The sequence below is a fragment of the Pseudomonas sp. TWRC1-2 genome (assembly GCF_049896685.1).
GTDB lineage: Bacteria > Pseudomonadota > Gammaproteobacteria > Pseudomonadales > Pseudomonadaceae > Aquipseudomonas.
Window position 1 is genome coordinate 82,701 of sequence record NZ_JAFCUU010000005.1, and the last position, 22,029, is coordinate 104,729.

The 22,029-nt window shown below is 63.3% G+C and carries 16 protein-coding genes and 2 pseudogenes; 13 read left to right on the forward strand and 5 right to left on the reverse strand.

Annotated elements, in window-relative coordinates; all coding sequences use genetic code 11:
* Nucleotides 1-94: 94 nt before the first annotated feature.
* Genes cobJ through cobG form a run of 4 tightly spaced genes read right to left on the reverse strand, consistent with a single transcriptional unit; the run spans nt 95 to nt 4,428 of the window.
* Nucleotides 95-1,732, reverse strand: coding sequence for a precorrin-3B C(17)-methyltransferase (cobJ, locus tag ACP7B3_RS15780; RefSeq protein ID WP_426179582.1), 1,638 nt, complete (start codon nt 1,730-1,732; stop codon nt 95-97).
* A complete protein-coding gene (locus ACP7B3_RS15785; RefSeq protein ID WP_145160278.1) occupies nt 1,732-2,463 on the reverse strand; it encodes a precorrin-2 C(20)-methyltransferase in 732 nt (243 codons plus the stop codon). The genes cobJ and ACP7B3_RS15785 overlap by 1 nt, the downstream gene beginning before the upstream one ends.
* Nucleotides 2,463-3,089, reverse strand: a complete 627-nt coding sequence (locus ACP7B3_RS15790; RefSeq protein ID WP_083355479.1) for a precorrin-8X methylmutase — start codon at nt 3,087-3,089, stop codon at nt 2,463-2,465. Before ACP7B3_RS15790 ends, ACP7B3_RS15785 begins: the two co-directional genes overlap by 1 nt.
* Nucleotides 3,082-4,428 carry a precorrin-3B synthase gene (gene cobG / locus ACP7B3_RS15795; RefSeq protein WP_426179585.1) on the reverse strand — a complete coding sequence of 449 codons (1,347 nt, stop codon included), beginning with the start codon at nt 4,426-4,428 and terminating at the stop codon, nt 3,082-3,084. The genes ACP7B3_RS15790 and cobG overlap by 8 nt, the downstream gene beginning before the upstream one ends.
* Before the next feature lie 38 nt (nt 4,429-4,466).
* On the opposite strand from cobG, the gene cbiE reads away from it, so the two are divergent.
* The 9 genes and pseudogenes from cbiE to ACP7B3_RS15840 all read left to right on the forward strand — a co-directional run.
* The gene (cbiE, locus tag ACP7B3_RS15800) at nt 4,467-5,672 is read left to right on the forward strand and encodes a precorrin-6y C5,15-methyltransferase (decarboxylating) subunit CbiE (protein ID WP_426179587.1); all 1,206 of its coding nucleotides are present in this window, start codon (nt 4,467-4,469) and stop codon (nt 5,670-5,672) included.
* Nucleotides 5,669-6,388: a cobalt-precorrin-6A reductase gene (locus ACP7B3_RS15805; protein WP_426179589.1), complete on the forward strand. Its 720-nt coding sequence runs from the start codon at nt 5,669-5,671 to the stop codon at nt 6,386-6,388. The genes cbiE and ACP7B3_RS15805 overlap by 4 nt, the downstream gene beginning before the upstream one ends.
* Nucleotides 6,389-6,766: 378 nt before the next feature.
* The gene (locus ACP7B3_RS15810) at nt 6,767-7,162 is read left to right on the forward strand and encodes a DUF2946 domain-containing protein (protein WP_106577683.1); all 396 of its coding nucleotides are present in this window, start codon (nt 6,767-6,769) and stop codon (nt 7,160-7,162) included.
* A 46-nt stretch (nt 7,163-7,208) separates the two neighbouring features.
* Nucleotides 7,209-7,691, forward strand: a complete 483-nt coding sequence (locus ACP7B3_RS15815) for a copper chaperone PCu(A)C (RefSeq protein ID WP_369301531.1) — start codon at nt 7,209-7,211, stop codon at nt 7,689-7,691.
* Nucleotides 7,692-7,755: 64 nt separating this feature from the next.
* Entirely contained in the window at nt 7,756-8,118 is a 363-nt protein-coding gene (locus ACP7B3_RS15820; RefSeq protein WP_426179935.1) for a DUF2946 domain-containing protein, read from the forward strand.
* Nucleotides 8,119-8,211: 93 nt separating this feature from the next.
* Nucleotides 8,212-10,272 (forward strand): TonB-dependent copper receptor, encoded by a 2,061-nt coding sequence (locus ACP7B3_RS15825; protein ID WP_426179592.1) that lies wholly within the window; start codon nt 8,212-8,214, stop codon nt 10,270-10,272.
* Between the two features lie 117 nt (nt 10,273-10,389).
* Complete coding sequence (locus ACP7B3_RS15830; RefSeq protein ID WP_426179594.1) at nt 10,390-11,772, forward strand: PepSY-associated TM helix domain-containing protein; 1,383 nt, start codon at nt 10,390-10,392, stop codon at nt 11,770-11,772.
* A gap of 14 nt (nt 11,773-11,786) precedes the next feature.
* Nucleotides 11,787-11,890: pseudogene (locus ACP7B3_RS15835) on the forward strand (ABC transporter substrate-binding protein); the annotation flags it as partial.
* A 9-nt stretch (nt 11,891-11,899) separates the two neighbouring features.
* Nucleotides 11,900-12,232 (forward strand): annotated as a pseudogene (locus ACP7B3_RS15840) (FecCD family ABC transporter permease); the annotation flags it as partial.
* A 7-nt stretch (nt 12,233-12,239) separates the two neighbouring features.
* On the opposite strand, the gene ACP7B3_RS15845 reads toward ACP7B3_RS15840, so the two are convergent.
* The gene (locus ACP7B3_RS15845; protein WP_426179596.1) at nt 12,240-16,814 is read right to left on the reverse strand and encodes a DUF4329 domain-containing protein; all 4,575 of its coding nucleotides are present in this window, start codon (nt 16,812-16,814) and stop codon (nt 12,240-12,242) included.
* 259 nt (nt 16,815-17,073) lie between these two features.
* Here ACP7B3_RS15845 and urtA point away from each other — a divergent pair, with 259 nt between their 5' ends.
* The 4 genes from urtA (at nt 17,074) to urtD (ending at nt 21,945) form a co-directional block, all read left to right on the forward strand.
* Nucleotides 17,074-18,339, forward strand: coding sequence for an urea ABC transporter substrate-binding protein (gene urtA / locus ACP7B3_RS15850; RefSeq protein WP_145160259.1), 1,266 nt, complete (start codon nt 17,074-17,076; stop codon nt 18,337-18,339).
* A 167-nt stretch (nt 18,340-18,506) separates the two neighbouring features.
* On the forward strand, nt 18,507-20,009 hold the full coding sequence (gene urtB, locus ACP7B3_RS15855) for an urea ABC transporter permease subunit UrtB (RefSeq protein WP_416364491.1): 1,503 nt from the start codon (nt 18,507-18,509) through the stop codon (nt 20,007-20,009).
* Complete coding sequence (urtC, locus tag ACP7B3_RS15860) at nt 20,009-21,088, forward strand: urea ABC transporter permease subunit UrtC (RefSeq protein ID WP_145160255.1); 1,080 nt, start codon at nt 20,009-20,011, stop codon at nt 21,086-21,088. Before urtB ends, urtC begins: the two co-directional genes overlap by 1 nt.
* Entirely contained in the window at nt 21,085-21,945 is an 861-nt protein-coding gene (gene urtD, locus ACP7B3_RS15865) for an urea ABC transporter ATP-binding protein UrtD (protein ID WP_145160253.1), read from the forward strand. The genes urtC and urtD overlap by 4 nt, the downstream gene beginning before the upstream one ends.
* Nucleotides 21,946-22,029 lie beyond the last annotated feature (84 nt).

The window sequence follows — 22,029 nt, forward strand, 5'->3', positions numbered from 1 at the left end:
CCGGATTTCGTCGATAAAAAAAGAAAAAGCCCCGAATAACGGCGGGCGTTAACCCAGCGTTACTCGGAGCTTTCCGGCGTGCGACAGGCCGTTTTCAGGAGGTGGGTTTTTCGCCATACCAGCGCGGCGTGTACACCCACGCACCGCCACCGGCGCGCGGGAATACGCACGTGGTCGACGAGCCAATCAGCACCATGGTGCGCATATCCACCTGTTCAGGCGTCAGTTGCCCAAGCGTGGTGACACGCAGTGTCTGGCCTGGGCGACCGATATCGCGCCCCAGCACCACCGGCGTTTCAGGCGTGCGGTGCAGCGCAACGATTTCCAGCGCGCGCCCCAATTGCCACGGCCGCGAACGCGAGATCGGGTTGTAGAACGCCAGCGCCAAGTCGGCCTGGGACGCAAGGTCCAGGCGCTTTTCGATGATCGACCAGGGCTTGAGGTTGTCCGACAGCGACATCACACAAAAGTCATGCCCCAGCGGCGCACCCGCCTGCGCAGCGGTGGCAAGCGACGCCGAGACGCCTGGCAGAATCTGCAGGTCAACCTGATGCCAGGCCGGGTCACTCGACTCGTGCAAGGCCTCGATCACGGCCGCCGCCATGGCGAATACGCCGGGGTCACCGGACGATACCACCACAACTGAACGCCCTTGCGCGGCCAGCTCGAAGGCATGGCGCGCACGCTGCATTTCTTCGCGGTTATCGGTGCAGTGCTGCACTTGGTCGTCACGAAATGGCCCGGCCATGCGCACATAGGTTTCGTAACCGAGCACATCGGTGCAGCGCGCCAGTTCAGCCTTGACCGCCGGCACCATCAACTCGGCGGCGCCAGGGCCCAGGCCAATCACCGCCAGACGGCCGCGCGGGCGCCCGACTTGCGCCAGGTCCAGGGGCTGCTCAGCGACGCTGATGACGATGTCCGCCTCTTGCGTGACGTCGGAAAACAGCAGCGGCACATTCAACGCCAGTGCAGCCTCGTGCAGCGAAGGTTCGGCCATCTGTGTATCGCTGGCCAACACGCAGGCCAGGGATTGAACGGCAAGACCCGCGTCGTGCAATGCCGCCCGCACACGCTCAGCCAAGTGCGCCCCGGGCTTGCAGGTGACGCACACGTTCTGTGGATAAATCAGCAACTCGTTGGCGGCAGGCACGCGCTCGGCGCTGCCCACATGAATCGCCAGGCGCGCCTGCTGATCCTGCGGCAGATTGGCCTGAGCCAGCCAGGGCGCCGCGCCTTCGATGCGCACGCTTTCGCCGGCCAACAGGTCCGAGACAAAACGCTTGCCCAGCTCCAGATCCGCCAGCTGATAACCGGCCGGCGGGTTGAGCAGGCAGGTGCCGAACCGCAACTCGCCACTGGTGGTGATCGCGGCAGGCACGCCCAACGCGGCGGCAATGTCGCGCGCCATCACGTTCACGCCACCGAGGCCGCCGAGCAACGGCACCACGGCGCTGCCGTCTTCCGCCACGGCCAGCACGGCGGGTTCCTCACCCTTTTCCAGCAGCAGCGGCGCCAGGGTGCGGATCACGATGCCGGCAGCGCACAGCGCAATCAGCGGCGTGCCCTGTTGATACAGCTGGCGCAGGGTCGCGCCGAACTCGCTGTAGGTCTGGTCGGCGCCTTCAACGCGCCCGGCCAAGCCGTGGATCAGCGCGCCGGGGTAAACCTGCGCAATCCTGCGCGCCGTGGCCAGGCTGCCCTGGCCCAGAATGACAATCGCCGGGCGCATCAACCTTGCCACCTTTCGCCGGGCACGATGATCAGCGAGAAGTACGGCGAAGACGCCGGGTCGACCTGATCCAGCGGCACGATTTTCTGGTTGGCCATGGTCGCGCGCTCTACGTACAGCGCGCGCTCGGCCAGGCCGAGTTCTTCCAGCACCTGGCGCACCTTGGGGAAGTTACGCCCCAGCTTCATGATTACCGCCGCATCGGCATCCGCCAGGCGACGTTTGAGGTCGTCATGGGGCAGCACGCCCGAGAGCACCGACAGGCTCTGATTGCGATACACCAGCGGCGCGCCGAGTACCGAGGCGCCGCCGAGCATCGAACACACGCCGGGAATCACCTGGGCGTCATAGCGCTCGGCCAGGCGATCATGCAGGTACATGTAGGACCCGTAGAAGAACGGATCACCTTCGCAGATCACCGCCACGTCGCGGCCGGCGTCCAGGTGCGCGGCCACGTCGAGGCTGGCCGTGTCGTAGAAGTCGCTGATGACTTGCTCGTAGGACAGCGGCGCCGGCAGCACTTCGGTGGTCACCGGGTACACCAGCGGCATCAGGGTCTGCTGCGCGACCAGGTGGTCTTCGATGATGCCGAACGCATTGCCCTTCTTGCCCTTGGCCACGAAGTACGCCACCACCGGCGATTCGCGCAGCAGGCGCAGGGCCTTGAGGGTGATCAGTTCCGGATCGCCGGGGCCCACGCCCAGGCCGATCAAACGTCCACGTGCCTGCATTACTCGACCTCCGTGGCCAAGGCGTTGACCGCAGCGGCCGCCATCGCACTGCCGCCCAGACGCCCTTGCATGATCACGAACGGCACGCCACGGCTGTCGGCCGCCAGCATGGCCTTGGACTCGGCAGCGCCGACAAACCCGACCGGGAAGCCCAGGATCAATGCAGGTTTTGGCGCGCCGGCGTCGAGCATCTCCAGCAGGTAGAACAGCGCGGTCGGCGCGTTGCCGATCACCACCACGCTGCCTTCCAGGTGCGGGCGCCACAGCTCCAGCGCGGCAGCAGAACGGGTGTTGCCCAACGCGCGTGCCAGTTCCGGCACGCTGTCGTCGCGCAAGGTGCAGATCACCTCATTGTTGGCCGGCAGGCGCGCACGGGTTACGCCTTCGGAGACCATCCGCGCATCGCACAAAATCGGCGCACCGGCGGCCAGCGCATCGCGCCCGGCCTTGCCTGCGCCTTCGGAGAACTGCAGGCCATCGATGGCCTCGACCATGCCGCAGGCATGAATCACCCGCACCGCGAGTTTTTCCAAATCAGCCGGGATGCGGTCCAACTTGGCTTCCGCGCGAATAATGGCGAAGGAGTTGCGATAGATCTCCTGACCGTCGCGGATGTAATCAATCATCGGTGTTGCTCCGTGAGCGTGCGCGTAACAGGGCGCCCGCCGCTTCAATGGAAAGAGTGCGCGCGTGCAGCCGGCCGAAACCTGGCTGGGCTGCATCGCGAAAATAGACGTCGTAGTGGCCTGGGCTCACCGCCAGCAACGTGACAGCCGCGGTGTGTGCGGCCGCGCAGGAGCGTGGGCAGCCGGACAGGTGCACCTCAACGCCAGGTTGCAACGCGGCCAATTGCAGGGCGTCGGCCTTGGTGTCGGCCAGGCCTCTGCCACAGCCGCTTGAGCCGGTGCAGGCAATCAGGCGCGCCAGGGGTTGGTCGACTGAGCAGAGAAAACCCAGGTGCGCCAGACGTTCAGTCACTGCGCCGTGGCTTTTAAGGTTGGGCAGCAGCACGCCCTGCCATGGCGTGAAACGTAAAGTGCCGTCGCCGAACTCCAAGGCCAACTGCGCGGCGCCTTTGAGCATGCTTGAATCCAGGCGACCCAGCGGTGCAACGGCGGCGACGTAGAATTGATCTTTTTGCCGCTGTGGATAACTGCCCAAGTGCAGTAAAGCCCCACTGGCCGGGCGCTTGAAGCCCTCCACCGGCAGCAGCGGCAGGCTCAGACGGGCCAGTAAGTTATCCACAGCCAGATGACGCATACGGGTTTGCGTGGGCGTCGCCACGTCGAGAAACAGCTCCAGCACTGCAACGACCAGAGCATGACCTTGCTCCAGGGGCACGGCCGCCAATGGCGCATCCAACCCAGGGCAACCGGCCAGGCCGAAGGCCAATAATGTTTCGCCATCGCGCTCAAACGCCGACAACCACAGGTCGTGGTGATGCTCGAGCATCGCCAGGGCTTCACCGCCATCGAGCTGCACGGCGAACTTGGCCGACAACTCATGGAAACGTGGATGGTTTTGCAAGGTGGCGAGGATCTGCCCGGCCAACGGTCGGGTGTCGAACAACATCTGCGTGTCGATACCGGCGCTGGGGCTGAGCATCAGGTTGCGCACATCATCGCCAGCCGCGTTGTTCGGGCCAAGGCCTGCGGCCAGCAGCGCGGCGATCAAGGCCTGCTGCTCGGCACCGATCCCGCGAATCTGCAGATTGGCGCGGTTGGTGGCCTCGATCACTCCACCGGCGTAGGCCTGGGCCGCATCCGCCACGGCCATCGCTTGGGCGGCAGTGATGGCGCCACCGGCCAGTTTGATCCGACAAATGCCGCCATCCAACGCCTGGACAATACGCAGCAACCCCGGACAAGCCGAGGGGCGCAAGGTGTTCAGAGCAGGTGTTGGGTTCACGGGGCTACCGGTTGACGGGTAAAGGCGCGGTATTATGCCTGCTTTGTCCGGCGGCATGAAAAGCCTGCCTGTCGGATGTCGTTCAAGGAATTGATATGTCGCCCTGGCTGACGGTAGTAGGCATCGGTGAAGACGGCTTCAAGGGGCTGGGCAGAAACGCCCGGCACGCCCTGTTGCGCGCCTCCCGGATTATAGGCGGCCAGCGTCAATTGGACCTGTTGCCGGTGTGTATTCGTGGTGAGCGGCAGTTGTGGCCGAGCCCGTTTTCCCTGGCGCCCGTGTTGGCGCGACGCGGCGAGCCTGTGTGCGTGCTGGCCAGCGGCGATCCAATGTTCTATGGCGTGGGCGCCAGTCTGGCGCGGCAGGTGGCGGCTGAAGAGTTGCTGATTTTACCGGCGCCGTCGTCGGTGTCGCTGGCGGCGGCGCGATTGGGCTGGCCATTGCAGGACGTGGTGACGTTGTCAGTGGTTGCGCGGCCGTTGGCGGCGCTGCATGCGCAGCTGGCCAGCGGCGTGCGGTTGCTGGTGTTGAGCAACGATGGCCGCAGCCCTGCGGCGATTGCTTCGCTGTTGGTTGAGTCCGGGTTTGGGGCCAGCCGTGTCAGTGTGTTTGAACACTTGGGCGGCGCGGATGAACAGCGCATTGACGGGCTGGCGGTTGATTGGCCACACGCCTCGGTTGCGGATTTGAATCTCGTCGCCATTGACTGCGTGGCCGACGCCAACACGCCGCGCCTGTCGCGCCTCGCCGGCCTGCCGGACTCAGCCTTCAAACACGACGGCCAACTGACCAAGCGTGACGTGCGCGCCATGACGCTTGCCCGCCTCGCACCGATGCCCGGCGAGTTGCTCTGGGACGTAGGCGCGGGCAGTGGCTCCATCGGCATCGAATGGATGCGTGCCCATCCCAACTGCCGCGCGCTGGCGATTGAAGCCGACGCAGGCCGCCAAGGCCTGATCGAACATAACCGCGACGCCCTTGGCGTGCCCGGTTTGCAATTGATTCGTGGAAAGGCGCCGGACGTGCTGCACGGACTGGAAGCACCGGACGCGATCTTCATCGGCGGCGGCGTCACCCGTGACGGCGTGCTCGACACGTGCTGGCAGCACCTGCGCCCCGGCGGCCGTTTGGTCGCCAATGCCGTGACCCTGCAAAGCGAAATGACCCTGATGGCCTGGCGTGCGGAGCACGGCGGCGAGCTGACCCGCATTCACGTGGCCCAGGCCCAGCCGCTGGGCGAGTTCGACACCTGGCGCCAGGCGTTGCCGATAACCCTGTTGGAAGTGGTCAAGCCGCTATGAAACGCATCCTGCTGTTGGGTGGCGTGACCGAAGCGCTGGCCATCGCCCGCACGCTGGGGCCGGAGCATATCTACAGTTTGGCCGGTGTGGGCCGTGTGCCTACCGATCTCCCCTGCCGCGTGCGCGTCGGTGGTTATGGCGGGGCTGAAGGCCTGGCGCAGTTTGTTCGCGATGAAAATATCAGCTTGATCCTCGACGCCACGCATCCCTATGCGGCTCAGATCAGTGGCAACGCCGCTCTGGCTGCGCAGTTGTGCGACATTCCTTGCTGGGCGTTGCGGCGACCCGCGTGGCAGCCGCAAGCCGGGGATGACTGGCGTGAAGTCAGTGATTGGGCCGAGCTGATTGAAGCGTTGAAACCCTTCAAGCGCCCGTTGTTCACGCTGGGGCGCGAGCCGTTGCAGCACCTCGATGAAATCCCCGCCGATCAGTTCTGGACGCTGCGCGCCCTGGATGTGTATCCCGGCAATGCACGCTGTGAAGTGATCGGTGCACGTGGGCCGTTTCTGATCGAAGACGAGCGCGCATTGTTTGAGCGGCGTGGGATTGATGTGTTGATCAGCAAGAACAGTGGCAGTGCGGCGACTGAACCGAAGCTGGAAGTGGCGCTGGAGCTGGGAATACCGGTGCTTGTCTTGAAGCGCCCCGTGTTGGCTGAGGTAGATCGAGAATTCACCACCGTGGCCGCGGTGCTGCAGGCAGTCAACACGCTCTAAACACCCCCTTTCCAATGTGGGAGCGGGCTTGCTCGCGAAGGCGGTGGGTCAGTCAATAATTCATTGGCTGACCCACCGTTATCGCGGGCAAGCCCGGCTCCCACATTTGGAGTGTGGCGGGCGCAAAATTTTGGTCAGGCACAAATAAGTGTGGGAGCTGGCTAGCCTGCGATGGCGGTGGGTCAGTGAGCCTGGCCGTTACTGATACACCGCCTTCGCGAGCAAGCCCGCTCCCACAGGGTTAAGATTGGCAATCTGTGGTTCCCGACTATCATGAAGGCAACCACTGCGACACCAAACCACACCAGCCTTTTTTACTTATCCCCACCGATCAGGCTAAATACGCACCTGATCGCTTAACCCTACGGATTGTCCGCCATGGCCCGTCAACGCTTTGCAATTGTGTGGATCGCCTGCTTTGCAGTGCTGTTCAACGCCTTTGCCATGCCGATGGCGAGTGCGATGCAGCAGTCCAGCGACCCTGTTCAGCAATTGCTGTGGGGCAGTTTTTGCTCCTCCAATGGCGCCAGCCTGAAGACCATTGCCCTGGGCAAGCTGGACATTCCGGCGCCGCAGCAGGACGACCACTCCACCATGCAGCACTGCTGGTGTTGCTCGGGCTCACCGCCTTTGGTGGCCTTGCCGGGGCATGTGCCGCAGTTGTATCTCACGCGTTTTGCAGCGGCGCAGAGCCTGCCGCCGCCTTCATTGCAAGCCCCTACCCCGCGCCAGCAATGGCCGAGCCTCAACCCGCGCGCGTCTCCAACGGTCTGATTTCTTCGCAAGTGAACTGCGTTTAGAACCGTTCTGGAGAACTGCCATGCTCAAATCTTCCCTGCTTCTGGCTGCGTTGTTGCTGCCGGTGTGTGTTGCTGCGAATGCCGATGACTACAAGGCCGGCGACCTGCTGGTCAGCGATCCCTGGTCACAGGAGCTGCCACCGAATGCGCCGACCGTCGCTGCGTATTTCGTGATTCATAACACCGGCGAAACGCCGGACCGCTTGCTTGGCGTCGAGACGCCGGTAGCGGATAAGGCCGAGCTGCACGAGCATGTGATGCAGGGCGACCTGATGAAGATGCAACAAGTGCCCAGCGTTGCCGTGCCGGCCAAGGGGGATCTGACCTTCGCGCCAATGGCCTATCACGTGATGCTGCTGGGCCTCAAAGACCGCAGCCGGCTGGCCGACGGCAAGCAATTCCCACTGACCCTGACGTTCGAAAAAGCCGGCAAGGTTGAAGTGGAAGTTTCGGTTCAGAAAACGCCGCCAGCGGCTGGCCACGAGTCTATGCACGCGCAATAGGCCAACCTCGATGGGCGCCCCTCGCGCCAGGTTATCCGTGCAACGCCGCAAGCCCCTGGGTTTGATGCGCGCCAGCTGGATCAGCCTGTTCGCCATGCTGATGATCTTTATCGGTCCGCTGATTTCCCAAGCGATGCCGATGGATCATCACGCCGGTATGTCGATGGACATGTCCATGGACATGCCCAGCTGCCATGGCGATGCACCGCAACACAGCAAAGCGCCTGACGAGCACCACGTGCTCTGGGTAAAGTGCGGCTATTGCAGCCTGCTCTTCAGTTGCCCGGCCCTGCCCGGTAGCGTGTCCTACATCACCCTCGGCACCGCGCCGCCGGCCAACGCCCTCACCCCCGCCCCACGCCTGGGCCATGCCCGGCAGAGCATTTTCCCCGGCGCCCGCAGCCGCGCGCCCCCCATCACCGCGTAAGCCTTTCACCGCGTTACTTCACACCGGCCGACTTTAGACAGACAGCCGCAGGCTGCTGGCCGTGTTGTTTACGAATGATTGATGGAATTTTTCATGTCCAGGTTTTCTGCTGACACCCGTATGGGATGTACCCCCGTTTTCGCTGTTCTGTGTGGCGCACTGTTGGTGCCACAGGTACACGCCGATGATCATGAGTTAAGCCCCACGGTGATCACCGCGATTGCTCCCAGCTCGCCGCTGACCGTGATCACCAACCCCAAAGACCCACGCCAACCGGTGCCGGCCAGCGATGGCGGCGACTACCTCAAGACCATCCCAGGCTTCGCGCTGGTGCGCAACGGCGGCACCAACGGCGACCCGGTGCTGCGCGGCATGTTCGGTTCGCGCCTGAATATCCTCACCAACGGCGGCATGATGCTCGGCGCCTGCCCAGGCCGGATGGACGCACCGACCTCCTACATTTCGCCGGAAACCTACGATAAGCTCACCGTGATCAAAGGCCCGCAAACCGTGCTCTGGGGCCCGGGCGCGTCGGCCGGCACCATTCTGTTCGAGCGTGAGCCGGAGCAGTTCGGCGAGCTGGGCACGCGGGTCAACGCCAGCGTGCTGGCCGGCTCCAACGGGCGCTTCGACAAAGTCATCGATGCCGCCGCCGGCGGGCCGCTGGGCTACGTGCGCGTGATCGGCAACCAGGCACACGCCGATGACTACAAGGACGGCAACAACGACACGGTTGCCTCGCGCTACGACAAGTGGAACGGCGACGTCGCCGTCGGTTTTACCCCCGACGCCGACACCCTGCTGGAACTTACCGCCGGCCGTGGCGATGGCGAAGCGCGTTACGCCGGGCGCGGCATGGACGGCTCGCAGTTCCTGCGCGAAAGCCTGGGCCTGCGCTTCGAAAAATCCAACATCGGCGAGGTGCTGGATAAGGTCGAAGCCCAGGTCTACTACAACTACGCCGACCATGTGATGGACAACTACAGCCTGCGCACGCCGTCCGGCACCGGCATGATGGCAGGTCCCATGGCCTCCAACGTCGACCGCCGTACCCTCGGCGCGCGGATCAAGGCCACCTGGCGTTGGGCCGACGTGCAACTGATCAGCGGCCTGGACGCGCAGACCAACGAACACCGCCAGCGCAGCAGCATGGGCATCGACACCTACAAGGAACTGCCGCGCAACAAGGACGCCAACTTCCACAACTATGGCGTGTTCGGCGAACTGACCTGGTACGCCGCCGACCGTGATCGCCTGATCACCGGCGCGCGCCTGGACCGCGCCTCGGCCAAGGATTTTCGCCAGAGGACCGGTTCAGGAATGATGTCCCGCCCCAACCCGACCGCCGACGACACCCGCGCCGATACGCTGCCGTCGGGCTTTGTGCGCTATGAGCACGACTTGGCCGACAGCCCCACCACCGTCTACGCCGGGCTGGGCCATTCGGAACGTTTCCCGGATTACTGGGAGCTGTTTTCCCCTAAGACCGGCGCGGTCGGTTCAGTGAATGCCTTCGAGGGTGTGAAGCCGGAAAAGACCACCCAACTCGACTTCGGCGCGCAGTACAAAACCGCTGACGTAGAAGCCTGGGCCTCGGCTTATGTCGGCCAGGTGCGCGACTTCATCCTGTTCGACTACAAGCCCGGCATGATGGGCACCACCTCCCAGGCGCGTAACGTCGATGCACGGATCATGGGCGGCGAACTCGGCGCGGCCTACAAGTTGACCCGCCACTGGAAAGCCGATGCCAGCCTCGCCTATGCCTGGGGCAAGAACACCAGCGACGGCAAGGCCCTGCCGCAAATGCCACCGCTGGACGCGCGTTTCGGCCTGACCTACAGCGAAGACGACTGGAGCGCTGGTGCCTTGTGGCGCGTGGTTGCAGCGCAAAACCGCATCGACCAAAACAAGGGCAACGTGGTCGGCAAGGACTTCGATAAAAGCGGCGGCTTTGGCGTGTTCTCGCTGAACGCGGCGTACCGCATCAATAAGCACTTCAAGGTCAGCACCGGCGTCGACAACCTGTTCGGCAAGGCCTACGCCGAGCACTTGAACCTGGCCGGCAACGCCGGTTTCGGCTACCCGGCCAGCGACCCGCAAGCCATCAAGGAACCGGGGCGCACGCTCTGGACCAAGGTGGACATGAGCTTCTAAGAGCTTCGCGAGCAAGCCCGCTCCCACACTTGGAATGCATTTCAAATGTGGGAGCGGGCTTGCTCGCGAAGGCGGCATAACTGAATAAAATTTTTAAAGCCTTTGCGGAGCATCCTGATGACCACTCAAAAGATTTCCTTCTACAACCTGGCCTGGCGCTGGCACTTTTACGCCGGGCTTTTCGTCGCGCCATTCATGGTGCTGCTGGCCCTCACCGGCATCATCTACCTGTTCAAACCCCAGCTCGACCCGCTGATGTACGGCGAGCTGCTCACCGTGCAAAGCGCCGAACACGCCCTGAGTGCCGACGAGCAATTACAGCGAGCGCAGGCAGCCTTTCCCCAAGGCAAAATCAGTAAATACCTGCCACCGGCCGACGCCACCAGCAGCGCGCAGTTCGTGATGCATGACAACGGCCGCGAAGTGACCGTATTCGTGGACCCGTACCGCGGCACTGTGCTTGGCGAACAGGATGCCAACTACAACCTGCAAGCCATCGCCCGCGCACTCCACGGTGAGCTGATGATCGGCACCGTCGGCGACCGCCTGGTGGAACTCGCCGCCGGTTGGGGCGTGATGCTGGTGGTGTCCGGCCTGTACCTGTGGTGGCCGCGCGGCAAGTCGTCGGCCGGGGTGTTGTGGCCACGGTTCAACGCGCGTGGGCGCGTGTTCTGGCGCGACATGCACGCCGTCGCCGGTTTCTGGGGGGCGGCGTTTTTACTGGTGATGCTGCTCAGCGGCATGACCTGGACCGGCTTCTGGGGCAAGCAATACGCCGCGTTGTGGAATCGCTTTCCGGCGGCGATGTGGAACAACGTGCCGCAGTCGGATCAGCAGGCGCGCAGCCTCAATACCGCCAGCCAGCAAACCGTGCCGTGGGCGATGGAAAACACGCCGATGCCGATGTCCGGCGACCACGCCGAACACATGAACCACGGCGCCATGCAGTCGGGCCCGGCCGCGCCGACCGTGCGCTTGCAGCAGGTGGTCGATCTGGCCAATTCACGCAAGGTTGAGCCCGGTTACAGCATCACCTTTCCGAGCACCGCCGACGGCGTGTTCACCGTCGCGGTGTTCGCCAACGACCCACGCAACGACGCTACTCTGCACGTGGACCAATACACCGGCAAGGTGCTCGCCGATGTGCGCTGGGAACACTACAACACGCTGGCGCGCGCCACCGAGACGGGTGTGATGCTGCACGAAGGCAAGATGTTCGGTTGGGTCAACCAACTGATCGTGCTGCTGATCTGCCTGATGATTTTGCTCAGCGCGGTGAGTGGCGTGGTGATCTGGTGGAAACGCCGGCCTGCCGGTGGCCTGGGCGTTCCGCCGCTGCGCCATGACGTGCCGAAGTGGAAAACCGCGATGGTGATCATGCTCGCGCTGGCGATCATTTTCCCCTTGGTCGGCGCTTCATTGATCGCGGTGTGGGCCCTGGATCGGCTGGTGTTGGCGCGTATTTTCAACCAACGTGAATCCACCTCAGGTTCTGCATGAGGCAGGCGAGATGCGCCACCCTGGACGACACCTACAACGACCTGCGCAACCTGGGCAGGATCTTCGACGTGCAGGACGCATCAACGCGTTGATCGCGCAAATGCAAGCGCAAGTTGCCTAGTGCAAAGGGCTGTTGTTGCTGCTGAGCATGGCGCGCCCGCTCAACGCCTTGATGGCCGGCGAACAGACCGCAGTGACCCTCGGTCTCAACGCACGCACTGTGCGGTTGAAGGTGTTCCTGGTCGCCTCGTTGATGACCGCAGTGCTGGTGTCGATCAGCGGCTCCATCGGCTTTGTCGGGCTGATGGTGCCGCACATTGCCCGGCGTTTGGTCGGCGCCGAGCATCGGCGTCTATTGCCGGTGTGCGTGCTGCTGGGCAGTGTGCTCCTGGTGTGGGTCGGCGTGGCCACGGCGGCGATTGGCGGGCTGTTTTTTATCGGGCTGATGCGCAAGCGCTGATAACACCTCAGAGTTCGTCCTTGTCCCGGCCGTACTCGACGTCCAGCGGATCAGGTTCAGCCTGCAGGTTGGCTTGCCACGCCTTGCCCAACACCCCTGCGCGGGTCCAGAAGGCGTCGGTTTCCAGCACCGCCAGCTGGCCGGCCGCCCACAAACCGCTGACCAGCGCGCTGGGCAGAACCGACGCACCGGCACTCAGCAATTGCGTCTCGGCCGCCGTGAAACCGGGCACATACTTGAGCAGCGCGCCGCCCCGGCACGTCAGGTACACACTCTCGGCGACCGGGCGGTTGATCTTGACGATATCCAGGTACGACCTCAGCTCGTTGCCGGAGACAAAATTGTTCAGCAGCTTCACTTCCTGAGCTTGCAGGTCCGGCACAGCAGCCATGCCTTTGTAGAAGGCCTGCACGGCGTTGACGGCGTAGCCGAACAGAGGGTGAGCGACCGTGACCTCAAGCCCGGCGCGCTCGAACCGGAACAGTTTCACAATCGTGTCCTGCAGCCAGGCGTGGCGGTCCTCTACGGGTTCAAGTGGCACAAACCCGGTAATCCCGGGACAGGTCAGCACCGCGCCCAGGTATTCGACGCCCTTGAATGGGCCCACCTGTTTGCGAGCCCAGCGCGCCGCGTCATCGGCATGGCTGAACAGCGGCCCGCAAAACGACAGCAAGTGCGGGTTGTGTTCGAACGGCCAGGGTTCGGCATTCGGCTCCCACTGCGCCGTTACGGTCTGTTCCTTGCCCCACACGGTGCTGCGCACTCGCACCTCCAGCGTGCCCTTGGCAGCCAGCTCTTTGACAAAACTTGCGACGGTCGAGCCGCCCTCAAGCAGACGCCGGCCGATGGCGCCCGCTTGGCTGAGCATTGCGTAGGCCAACTGCCGGCCGTTTTTATCGACCACATAGCTGAGCAGCGCACCGTCGGCACACAGCAGGTAAAGCGGCAAGCCTCGGCTTCTGGACAGACTGCCGAGGAAGCCGACGCCACCGGCCAACGCCTGGGGAGTGAAGAAACTGGTGGCCATGGCATCGCTGGACGGCGCAATCGCAACGGTAGAGGCGCACAAATACAGACCATCCAAGCCATAGCCCTGGGGCAGCAAGCCGTCGGCAAAAACCTGTTCGAGCCGCGTGTAATTCCCGCGTACCAGCGGCAAAGTAGTCATGTAGGCATTTTTATTGACGGACTTGAGCACGTAACCGAACTGTACCTCTGGCCGGGGCGATGCCAATCGTTGTGCATAACGTACGGCGTCGTCGGCGCGGGCAAAGATCGGGCTGCACGGCGCATCGGCGAATACCTGCTTGATCTCCAGGGCCGGCAGTGTCGCCAGATTCGCCACGAAAGGCGCGCTCAAGCGCCGGGCAAACCCCCACAACGCATTGCCCTTGACGACGCGCAGGTCGCCGGCCTTGGCGACCTGGCCGACGAAGTCACCCGGCAGCAGGGTACCGGCGCGCAGTTGGCGTTCGACCTCGGTGTCTACTTGGTTGCCGTTCAGTGGGTTCAGTGGCACCAGACGCGCTTTGAGCGCCGCTTCGTCCACCGAGCCGGTCAACTGGTAACGCAGGATCGTGCCTTGGGGCCCGAACAGGTATTCGCGCTGTATTCGAGGATCACGGTGCAACAGGTTCGACAGCACTGGGGTGGGCAGCATGCTCTGGTAGATAGCCTTTTGGTCGGCAGCCACCAGCATTTGCGTCTCCTCGCCAAGCACCGAGCGGTAGCGCGCAACGATGGTGCTGCCATGGGGATAAAGCCCGCCAGTGACGGCGACATCGGGGTATACCCAGTTCAGCGCAAAACCCTGGGGCGGCACGGCCAATGGGTCGGTCGCCACGTACATGCCATCTGCCTGCCGCAGCAGCACCCCGCCATAGGTGCGGCGGCGTCCCTCGCCGATAATGTCGGCGGCATAACGTGCCGCATCATCCGCGTCGGCGAAGGCCGGGCTCAATCGGCGTCGAGCCAGGTGCTCGTAGCCGGCCCAGGTACGCGATACCACTCCCGGAGTGTCCCAGCACTGGCTGGTATGAATCACCTTGAGTTCACCTCGGTCGGCCCAGTCCCGGACAAAGGCTTGCATCGTTTTCTGGCCCGAGGCCAACAAGCGTTCGTCATCCTCAAGGAGCCTGTCCACCGGGCCGCCACTTCCCACGTTGAACGGCAGCGACACGTACCGCAGCAAGGCGCCCTCCTGGGTCGAGAAGTACACCGGCAGGGTGGTGCCATTGTTGTATTTCTCGCCTGCACGCTTGGTGTCATAGAGGGCGACGTACAGCACCTTGGGCATCACGAAGTAGCGGGTCAGCCAGGCTGTCGAGGCCGGCACGCCCGCCGGTTGCCACTGCTGCGAACGAAACAATGCGCACAGAACGAACCCGTCCGGAAACTGGAAATCGCCGCCCGCGATCGGGGTAAACACACGGTTGAGCTTGAACAGGGCACTCTGGTCGCCGACGCCTGCAACCTCGCTCGCCAGGTACTGCTCGGTGTCCTTGTGCTTGAGAATAAAACCGAAGTAGGCCTGCTCGGCGAGGTTGCGCCCATGAACCCGTGCGTGAAGGTTGCGAGCGGCCGCATCAGCGCTGTCAAACAGCGCGCCGTAGGTCGCGTAGTCAGGCGCGCCGACTCTTGGCGCATAGTCAAAATACGCCGTCCAGTCGTCATAGACCGGTGAGCGCGGGCCCCACAACGCGTTGCCCAGGATCACCCGCAAATCACCGGCTTCGGCCAGCACGATGACCCATTGCGCAGGCTTGACCTGCCCGCTGTCCAGCCGTTGCTGAGCGGAACTGCCACCCGGTTGCGGCGCAGTATGGGTCAGCAGCCGTTGCTCGGCGCTGGAAAAACTGGGCGTGTACGCCAGTAAACAATCCTCGGCGGCCGACAGATAGGCCGGCTGCCCGTGACTGATCACATCGTGGATCTCATCGGCGGAAAAAACCTGCAGGTTGATCAGCGCGTCTTCACGGCTCCAGCGCCGTTGCGCCACCCAACCGGGGTCGACCATCGACAGCGCGGGGTGCGAGCCGTAACGCCCAAAAACCTGGTAGGGCTCAGGCGCAATCAACGGGCCTTGCCCATCCGCAGGAAAAAACAGCAGCTGGGCAAACGGGTTGGCATCACTTGCCTCAGGCTCGGTGATAAAGAAACGTCCCTTATCGTCTTTGAGCACGTAGCCGCCATAGGCACGCTCGCGTCGCCGCCCTATCTGCTCGTGCGCATACACCGCTGCATCGTGAGCCGAAATAAAGGCGCGGCTCAACACGGCCCGATATGAACCGTCCAGCACCGCCGACCGGTTGTCCACCGGGCCGAGGGTTCGCCAGAGCAACCCCGCCGCCGCTACCGACACCGTCGTTGAGGCAATCACCCGGCGCACATAGCCACGCGGGCTCAGCGTGCCGGCCAGCAGCGCGGCCTGGGCGCCGTTGTCGTCACCATCGGCGCCAGCCAGGTCGGTCGCAGAACCGGGCACTTGCAGCTTGAGCAGCGCGCCATCCGACGCCTGCTGATACAGATGCAGCCCACGCGTCTTGTCCTGCAGCGCCAGGGTCGCGCGTGACTGGGTGATGGCGGCAGCCACTTCGGCCGGGGTAAAGAAAGTGGAATACAGCCAGGGTTCACGTGCGGGAATGTCAGCGGCCAAAGGCGTGGCGCGGTAGTAGATAGCCTCCAGTCGAAAGTTGGAGGGCAGGCGTAACTGGCCATCGGCGCGCAACGGGAACCGTGCAGCAGGAGAGAACAACGGCGTGCCAAGGGCCTCGGGGTAAGTGGCCACATACGCTTCGCCGCGCGTGTGCTTCAGCACAAAGCCCTGGGCTGAGCCTTCAGGGAACAACGCGCGCGCGGCCATCAGCGCCAGTTCTGCGCGCTCGAAGACTGGCGTGCAGAACGGCTGTTCCTCTGTCACCTGGGTGATGGCCGTGTTGATCCGCCAGCCGTGCTTGACCCGCCCGCGCACGCCTCCCCAGTGAGCATTGGCCACCACCACGCGCAGATCGCCAGCTTGCGCGGCTTGCCAGATCAACGACTCGAAGTCCGCAGAGGGCGCGAATGGCTCCTCACCGACAATGCGCTTTCTCAATAGCACTTCGGCCGCCGAGCCACTGCTCACGTATTTGAGCAATGAGCCTTCGGGGCCGCACAGATAGTGCGCCGCCACTGAACGCCGGTGTTCGATGATAAAACGCAGATCGGCAGGCGAGAAAAAACTGACGAACACCGAGGCCTGCTCATCGCTCATGCCGGGATTGTGCAGCTTCACCTGTGCCATGTCCGGCGGGTGGGAGTGATAGAGCGCCTCGCAGGTATAGCCCTCGGGGGCGATGAAATTATCGTCGGCGTCGGTGGCCAGCACGATCCGATGATCGAAGGTGACGTGCTGGTCGGCCATGGGCGTTGTGGCAAACCAGTGGTGGCCCTGCTTGAGGATCGCGCCACCGAATTCCTTGTCGGCCGATGCGTAATCGGTCTGTTCGTAGGCCCAACGCGCGGCATCGTCCGCGCTGATAAACGGCGGGCTCAAGACCGGCAGGGTCGGCTGCGGCGCAGCGACTCGGGGGGTACGTGGCATACATTCAGTCCTTGGAAAGTGAGGAGCGCTCACTGTTGCATCAACGAGATTCCAGGCGGCGCTAGATAGTTGTCGACCACAGCACCACTTCAGCGCACCCCGTGCACCCACACCCCGCCAGCGCGCCGATCTGGTGCGCACGACCGGCCCGGCAGCGTCCGTCTGCCGCACAAACAAGCGCCCGCATGCACCTCGGCACAGCCTTTGCAAAAGCCTGTGCAATGCCCTCATAACAACTTGAGTTCCTGGAGATCGCACCATGAAGCGTCGCAGCTTGATCAAGGCTTTCACCCTGTCCGCCTCCATTGCCGCCATGGGGCTGACCTGGACCGTGCAGGCCGCCGAGACCATCAAGGTCGGCATCCTGCACTCGCTGTCCGGGACCATGGCAATCTCCGAGACCTCGCTAAAAGACATGGCGTTGATGACCATTGACGAGATCAACGCCAAGGGCGGTGTGAACGGCAAGATGCTCGAGCCGGTGGTGGTCGATCCTGCATCGAACTGGCCGCTGTTCGCTGAAAAAGGCCGTCAGCTGCTGACTCAGGACAAAGTCGCCGTGGTGTTCGGCTGCTGGACCTCGGTGTCGCGCAAGTCCGTGCTGCCGGTGTTCGAAGAACTCAACGGTTTGCTGTTCTACCCCGTGCAGTACGAAGGCGAAGAGATGTCGCCGAACGTGTTCTATACCGGTGCGGCGCCCAACCAACAGGCAATCCCGGCGGTGGAATACCTGATGAGCGAAGAAGGCGGCGGCGCCAAGCGCTTCTTCCTGCTCGGCACCGACTACGTGTACCCGCGCACCACCAACAAAATCCTGCGCTCGTTCCTGCATTCCAAAGGCGTCGCCGACAAAGATATCGAAGAGGTCTACACCCCGTTCGGCCACGCCGATTACCAGACCATCGTGGCCAACATCAAGAAGTTCTCCGCCGGCGGCAAGACCGCGGTGGTCTCAACCGTGAATGGCGATTCCAACGTGCCGTTCTACAAAGAGCTGGCCAACCAGGGTTTGAAAGCCACCGACGTACCGGTGGTGGCCTTCTCCGTGGGTGAAGAAGAACTGCGCGGCATCGACACCAAGCCACTGGTGGGCAACCTCGCCGCCTGGAACTACTTCCAGTCGGTGGAGAACCCGGTGAACAAGAAATTCGTCGCGGACTGGAAGGCCTACGCCAAGGCCCACAACCTGCCGGGCGCGGATAAAGCGGTGACCAACGACCCGATGGAGGCCACTTACGTCGGTATCCATATGTGGGCGCAGGCGGTTGAGAAAGCCAAGTCCACCGACGTCGACAAGGTGCGCGAAGCCATGGCCGGCCAGACCTTCGCCGCGCCGTCGGGCTTCACCCTGACCATGGATAAAACCAACCACCACCTGCACAAGCCGGTAATGATCGGCGAGATTCAGTCTGACGGGCAGTTCTCGGTGGTGTGGCAGACCGAAGAGCCGATTCGGGCACAGCCGTGGAGCCCGTACATCCCTGGCAATGACAAGAAGCCGGACTACGCGGTGAAGAGCAACTAAGCCGCACCACAGATTAGCTGTCGGGCGCGGTCAGTGTGGGAGCTGGCCTGCCTGCGATGCCAATAACTCGGTGTACCCGTTACACCGCAGCGATGCCATCGCAGGCAAGCCAGCTCCTACACAAAGCCCGCGCCCACACTGTCCATGCATGATCAGGACATTTGTTTATGCCCACTGCCCTCTACCGCTATTTCCTGGCCTTGCTGCTGTTGCTGCCTTTTGCCGCACACGCCAGCGACGCCGAAGACTTCCTCAACGCCAACCCGATGCAACAAGCCAAGCTGCTGCAGGACTGGGCCGCCCAGCCTGACCCGGCGCGCATCGAGCTGGTGGACGCCCTGCAACACGGTCAACTCACGCTCAACGGCGAAACCAAAACCGTGCGCCTGAACAACCGCCTGCGCGGCCTGCTCGACAACGTGCAGGCCAGTCAGCAGTTGCTCGCCGCCGACCCCAAGGTACGCCTGGGTGCCGCGCAAACCCTGCAAAAAACCGCGCAGCCTGCGCAGCTCAAATTCCTCGACCAGCAAGTGGCCGCCGAAACCAATGAGGACGTGCACACCGCCCTCAGCCTGGCCCTGGCCAACCTGCAATTGGTTGATACCGACCCCGTGGTGCGCCTTGCTGCCGTGCGTTTGCTCGGCAGCACCGGCGACCCGTTGGCGCGCACGCGCCTCGAAGCCTTGCTCGCGCCTGGGGTCGAAACTGACGCCGGCGTGCACACCGCCGCCGAGACCAGCCTGGCGCAGGTCAAACGCAAATTGATGGTCGGCGAGATCCTCGGCCAGGCCTTCAGCGGCATGTCCCTGGGCTCGATCCTGCTGCTCGCGGCCCTGGGCCTGGCGATCACCTTCGGCCTGCTCGGCGTGATCAACATGGCCCACGGCGAAATGCTGATGCTCGGCGCCTATTCGACTTACGTGGTGCAACTGATGATGCAGCGCTACGTGCCTGCGGCCATCGAGTTCTACCCGCTGATCGCGCTGCCGGTGGCGTTTTTTGTCACCGCCGCCATCGGCATGGCCCTGGAACGCACAGTGATTCGTCACCTCTACGGCCGCCCGCTGGAAACCCTGCTCGCCACCTGGGGCATCAGCCTGATGCTGATCCAGTTGGTGCGCCTGGTGTTCGGTGCGCAGAACGTCGAAGTCTCCAACCCGCAGTGGCTGTCCGGTGGCATTCAAGTGCTGCCCAACCTGGTGCTGCCGTACAACCGCATCGTGATCATCGCCTTCGCGCTGTGCGTGGTGGTGCTGACCTGGCTGCTGCTGAACAAGACGCGCCTGGGCCTCAACGTGCGCGCCGTCACCCAGAACCGCAACATGGCCGCCTGCTGCGGCGTGCCCACCGGGCGTGTGGACATGCTCGCCTTTGGCCTGGGTTCCGGCATCGCCGGCCTGGGTGGCGTGGCCCTGAGCCAGATCGGCAACGTCGGCCCGGACCTGGGCCAGAGCTACATCATCGACTCGTTCCTGGTGGTGGTGCTCGGCGGTGTCGGCCAGTTGGCCGGTAGCGTGATGGCCGCTTTCGGGCTGGGCATCGCCAACAAGATTCTCGAACCGCAGATCGGCGCCGTGCTCGGCAAGATCCTGATCCTCGCGCTGATCATTCTGTTTATCCAGAAACGCCCGCAAGGACTCTTCGCACTGAAAGGACGGGTGATCGACTGATGAACCAGCCATTGATGCTTACGGCCACGCAAAAGGCCGGCCCCACGCTGACGATAGCGGTCGGCGCGGTGATCCTGATCCTGCTGCTGGCGTTGCCTTTGTGTTCGCTGCTGGCGCCGGAAAACCCGCTGCATGTGTCGGCCTACACCCTCACGCTGGTGGGCAAAATCCTCTGCTACGCCATCGTCGCCCTGGCCCTGGACCTGGTGTGGGGCTATGCGGGGATGCTGTCCCTCGGCCACGGTTTGTTCTTTGCCCTCGGTGGGTATGCGATGGGCATGTACCTGATGCGCCAGGCGTCCGGCGATGAGCTGCCGGCGTTCATGACCTTTTTGTCGTGGACCGAACTGCCCTGGTATTGGGTCGGCACCGAGCATTTCCTCTGGGCCATGTGCCTGGTGGTGCTGGCGCCGGGGTTGCTGGCGCTGGTGTTCGGCTTTTTCGCCTTCCGCTCGCGGATCAAGGGCGTGTATTTCTCGATCATGACCCAGGCCCTGACCTTCGCCGGGATGCTGCTGTTTTTCCGCAACGAGACCGGATTTGGTGGCAATAACGGCTTCACCAATTTCCGCAGCATTCTGGGCTTCGGGATTACCGAGCCCGGCACACGGGCAGTGCTATTTTTGGCCACGGTCGTGTTGCTGGTCGCGAGCCTGTACACCGGCTGGCGCCTGGCGCAGAGCAAGTTTGGCCGGGTGCTGACCGCCCTGCGCGATGCCGAAAATCGCTTGATGTTCTGCGGCTATGACCCGCGTGGCTTCAAGCTGTTTGTATGGGTGTTGAGCGCGGTGTTGTGTGGCCTGGCGGGCGCGTTGTATGTGCCGCAAGTGGGCATCATCAACCCCAGCGAAATGTCGCCGACCAACTCCATCGAAGCCGCCGTGTGGGTGGCCTTGGGTGGGCGTGGCACGCTGATCGGGCCATTGCTCGGCGCCGGTGTGGTGAACGGCATGAAGAGCTGGTTCACGGTGGCCTTTCCGGAATACTGGCTGTTCTTTCTGGGGGCGCTGTTCATCCTCGTCACCTTGTATTTGCCCAAGGGCGTGATCGGCCTGTTGAAGAAACGGGGTGAACAATGAGAGTCACAGCGACGGCGGAATTTATGCTCGAACCCATTCTTGAGCCAAACAAAGACGCGGGCAGCAGCCGCGATGCAATCGGCCTCGGCCAGGCCGCCGGCAAGGGCCTGAACACCCGTCACGGCACCATCCTGACCCTGGAAGACATCAGCGTCAGCTTCGACGGTTTCAAGGCGCTCAACGACTTGAACCTCTACATCGGCGTCGGCGAATTGCGCTGCATCATCGGCCCCAACGGCGCAGGCAAGACCACGCTGATGGACGTGATCACCGGCAAGACCCGCCCCAGCCACGGCAAGGCCTGGTTCGGCGAAACCCTCGACCTGACAGGCATGAGCGAAGTGCAGATCGCCCAGGCCGGCATCGGCCGCAAGTTCCAGAAACCCACGGTGTTCGAAGCCCTCAGCGTGTTCGAAAACCTGGAGCTGGCGCAGAAAACCGATAAATCCGTGTGGGCCAGCCTGCGCGCACGCTTGAGTGGCGAGCAAAAAGACCGCATCGATGAAGTGCTCGACACCCTCCGCCTGAGCGCCTCGGCGCAGCGCCCGGCGGGCTTGCTGTCACACGGGCAAAAGCAGTTCCTGGAAATCGGCATGCTGCTCATGCAAGACCCGCAGCTGTTGCTGCTGGATGAACCCGTGGCGGGCATGACCGACGCCGAAACCGAGTTCACCGCCGAACTGTTCAAGCGCCTGGCGGGCAAACATTCGCTGATGGTGGTGGAGCACGACATGGGCTTTGTCGGCTCGATTGCCGACCACGTCACCGTGCTGCACCAGGGCAGCGTGCTGGCTGAAGGCTCGCTGGCACAGGTGCAGGAAAACGAGCGGGTGATCGAGGTTTACCTCGGTCGCTGAGCCAGACAGAGCGCTTACTGTGGGAACCGAATCAATGTGGGAGCTGGCTTGCCTGCGATGGCATCACCCGGGTCCATCAGGCAT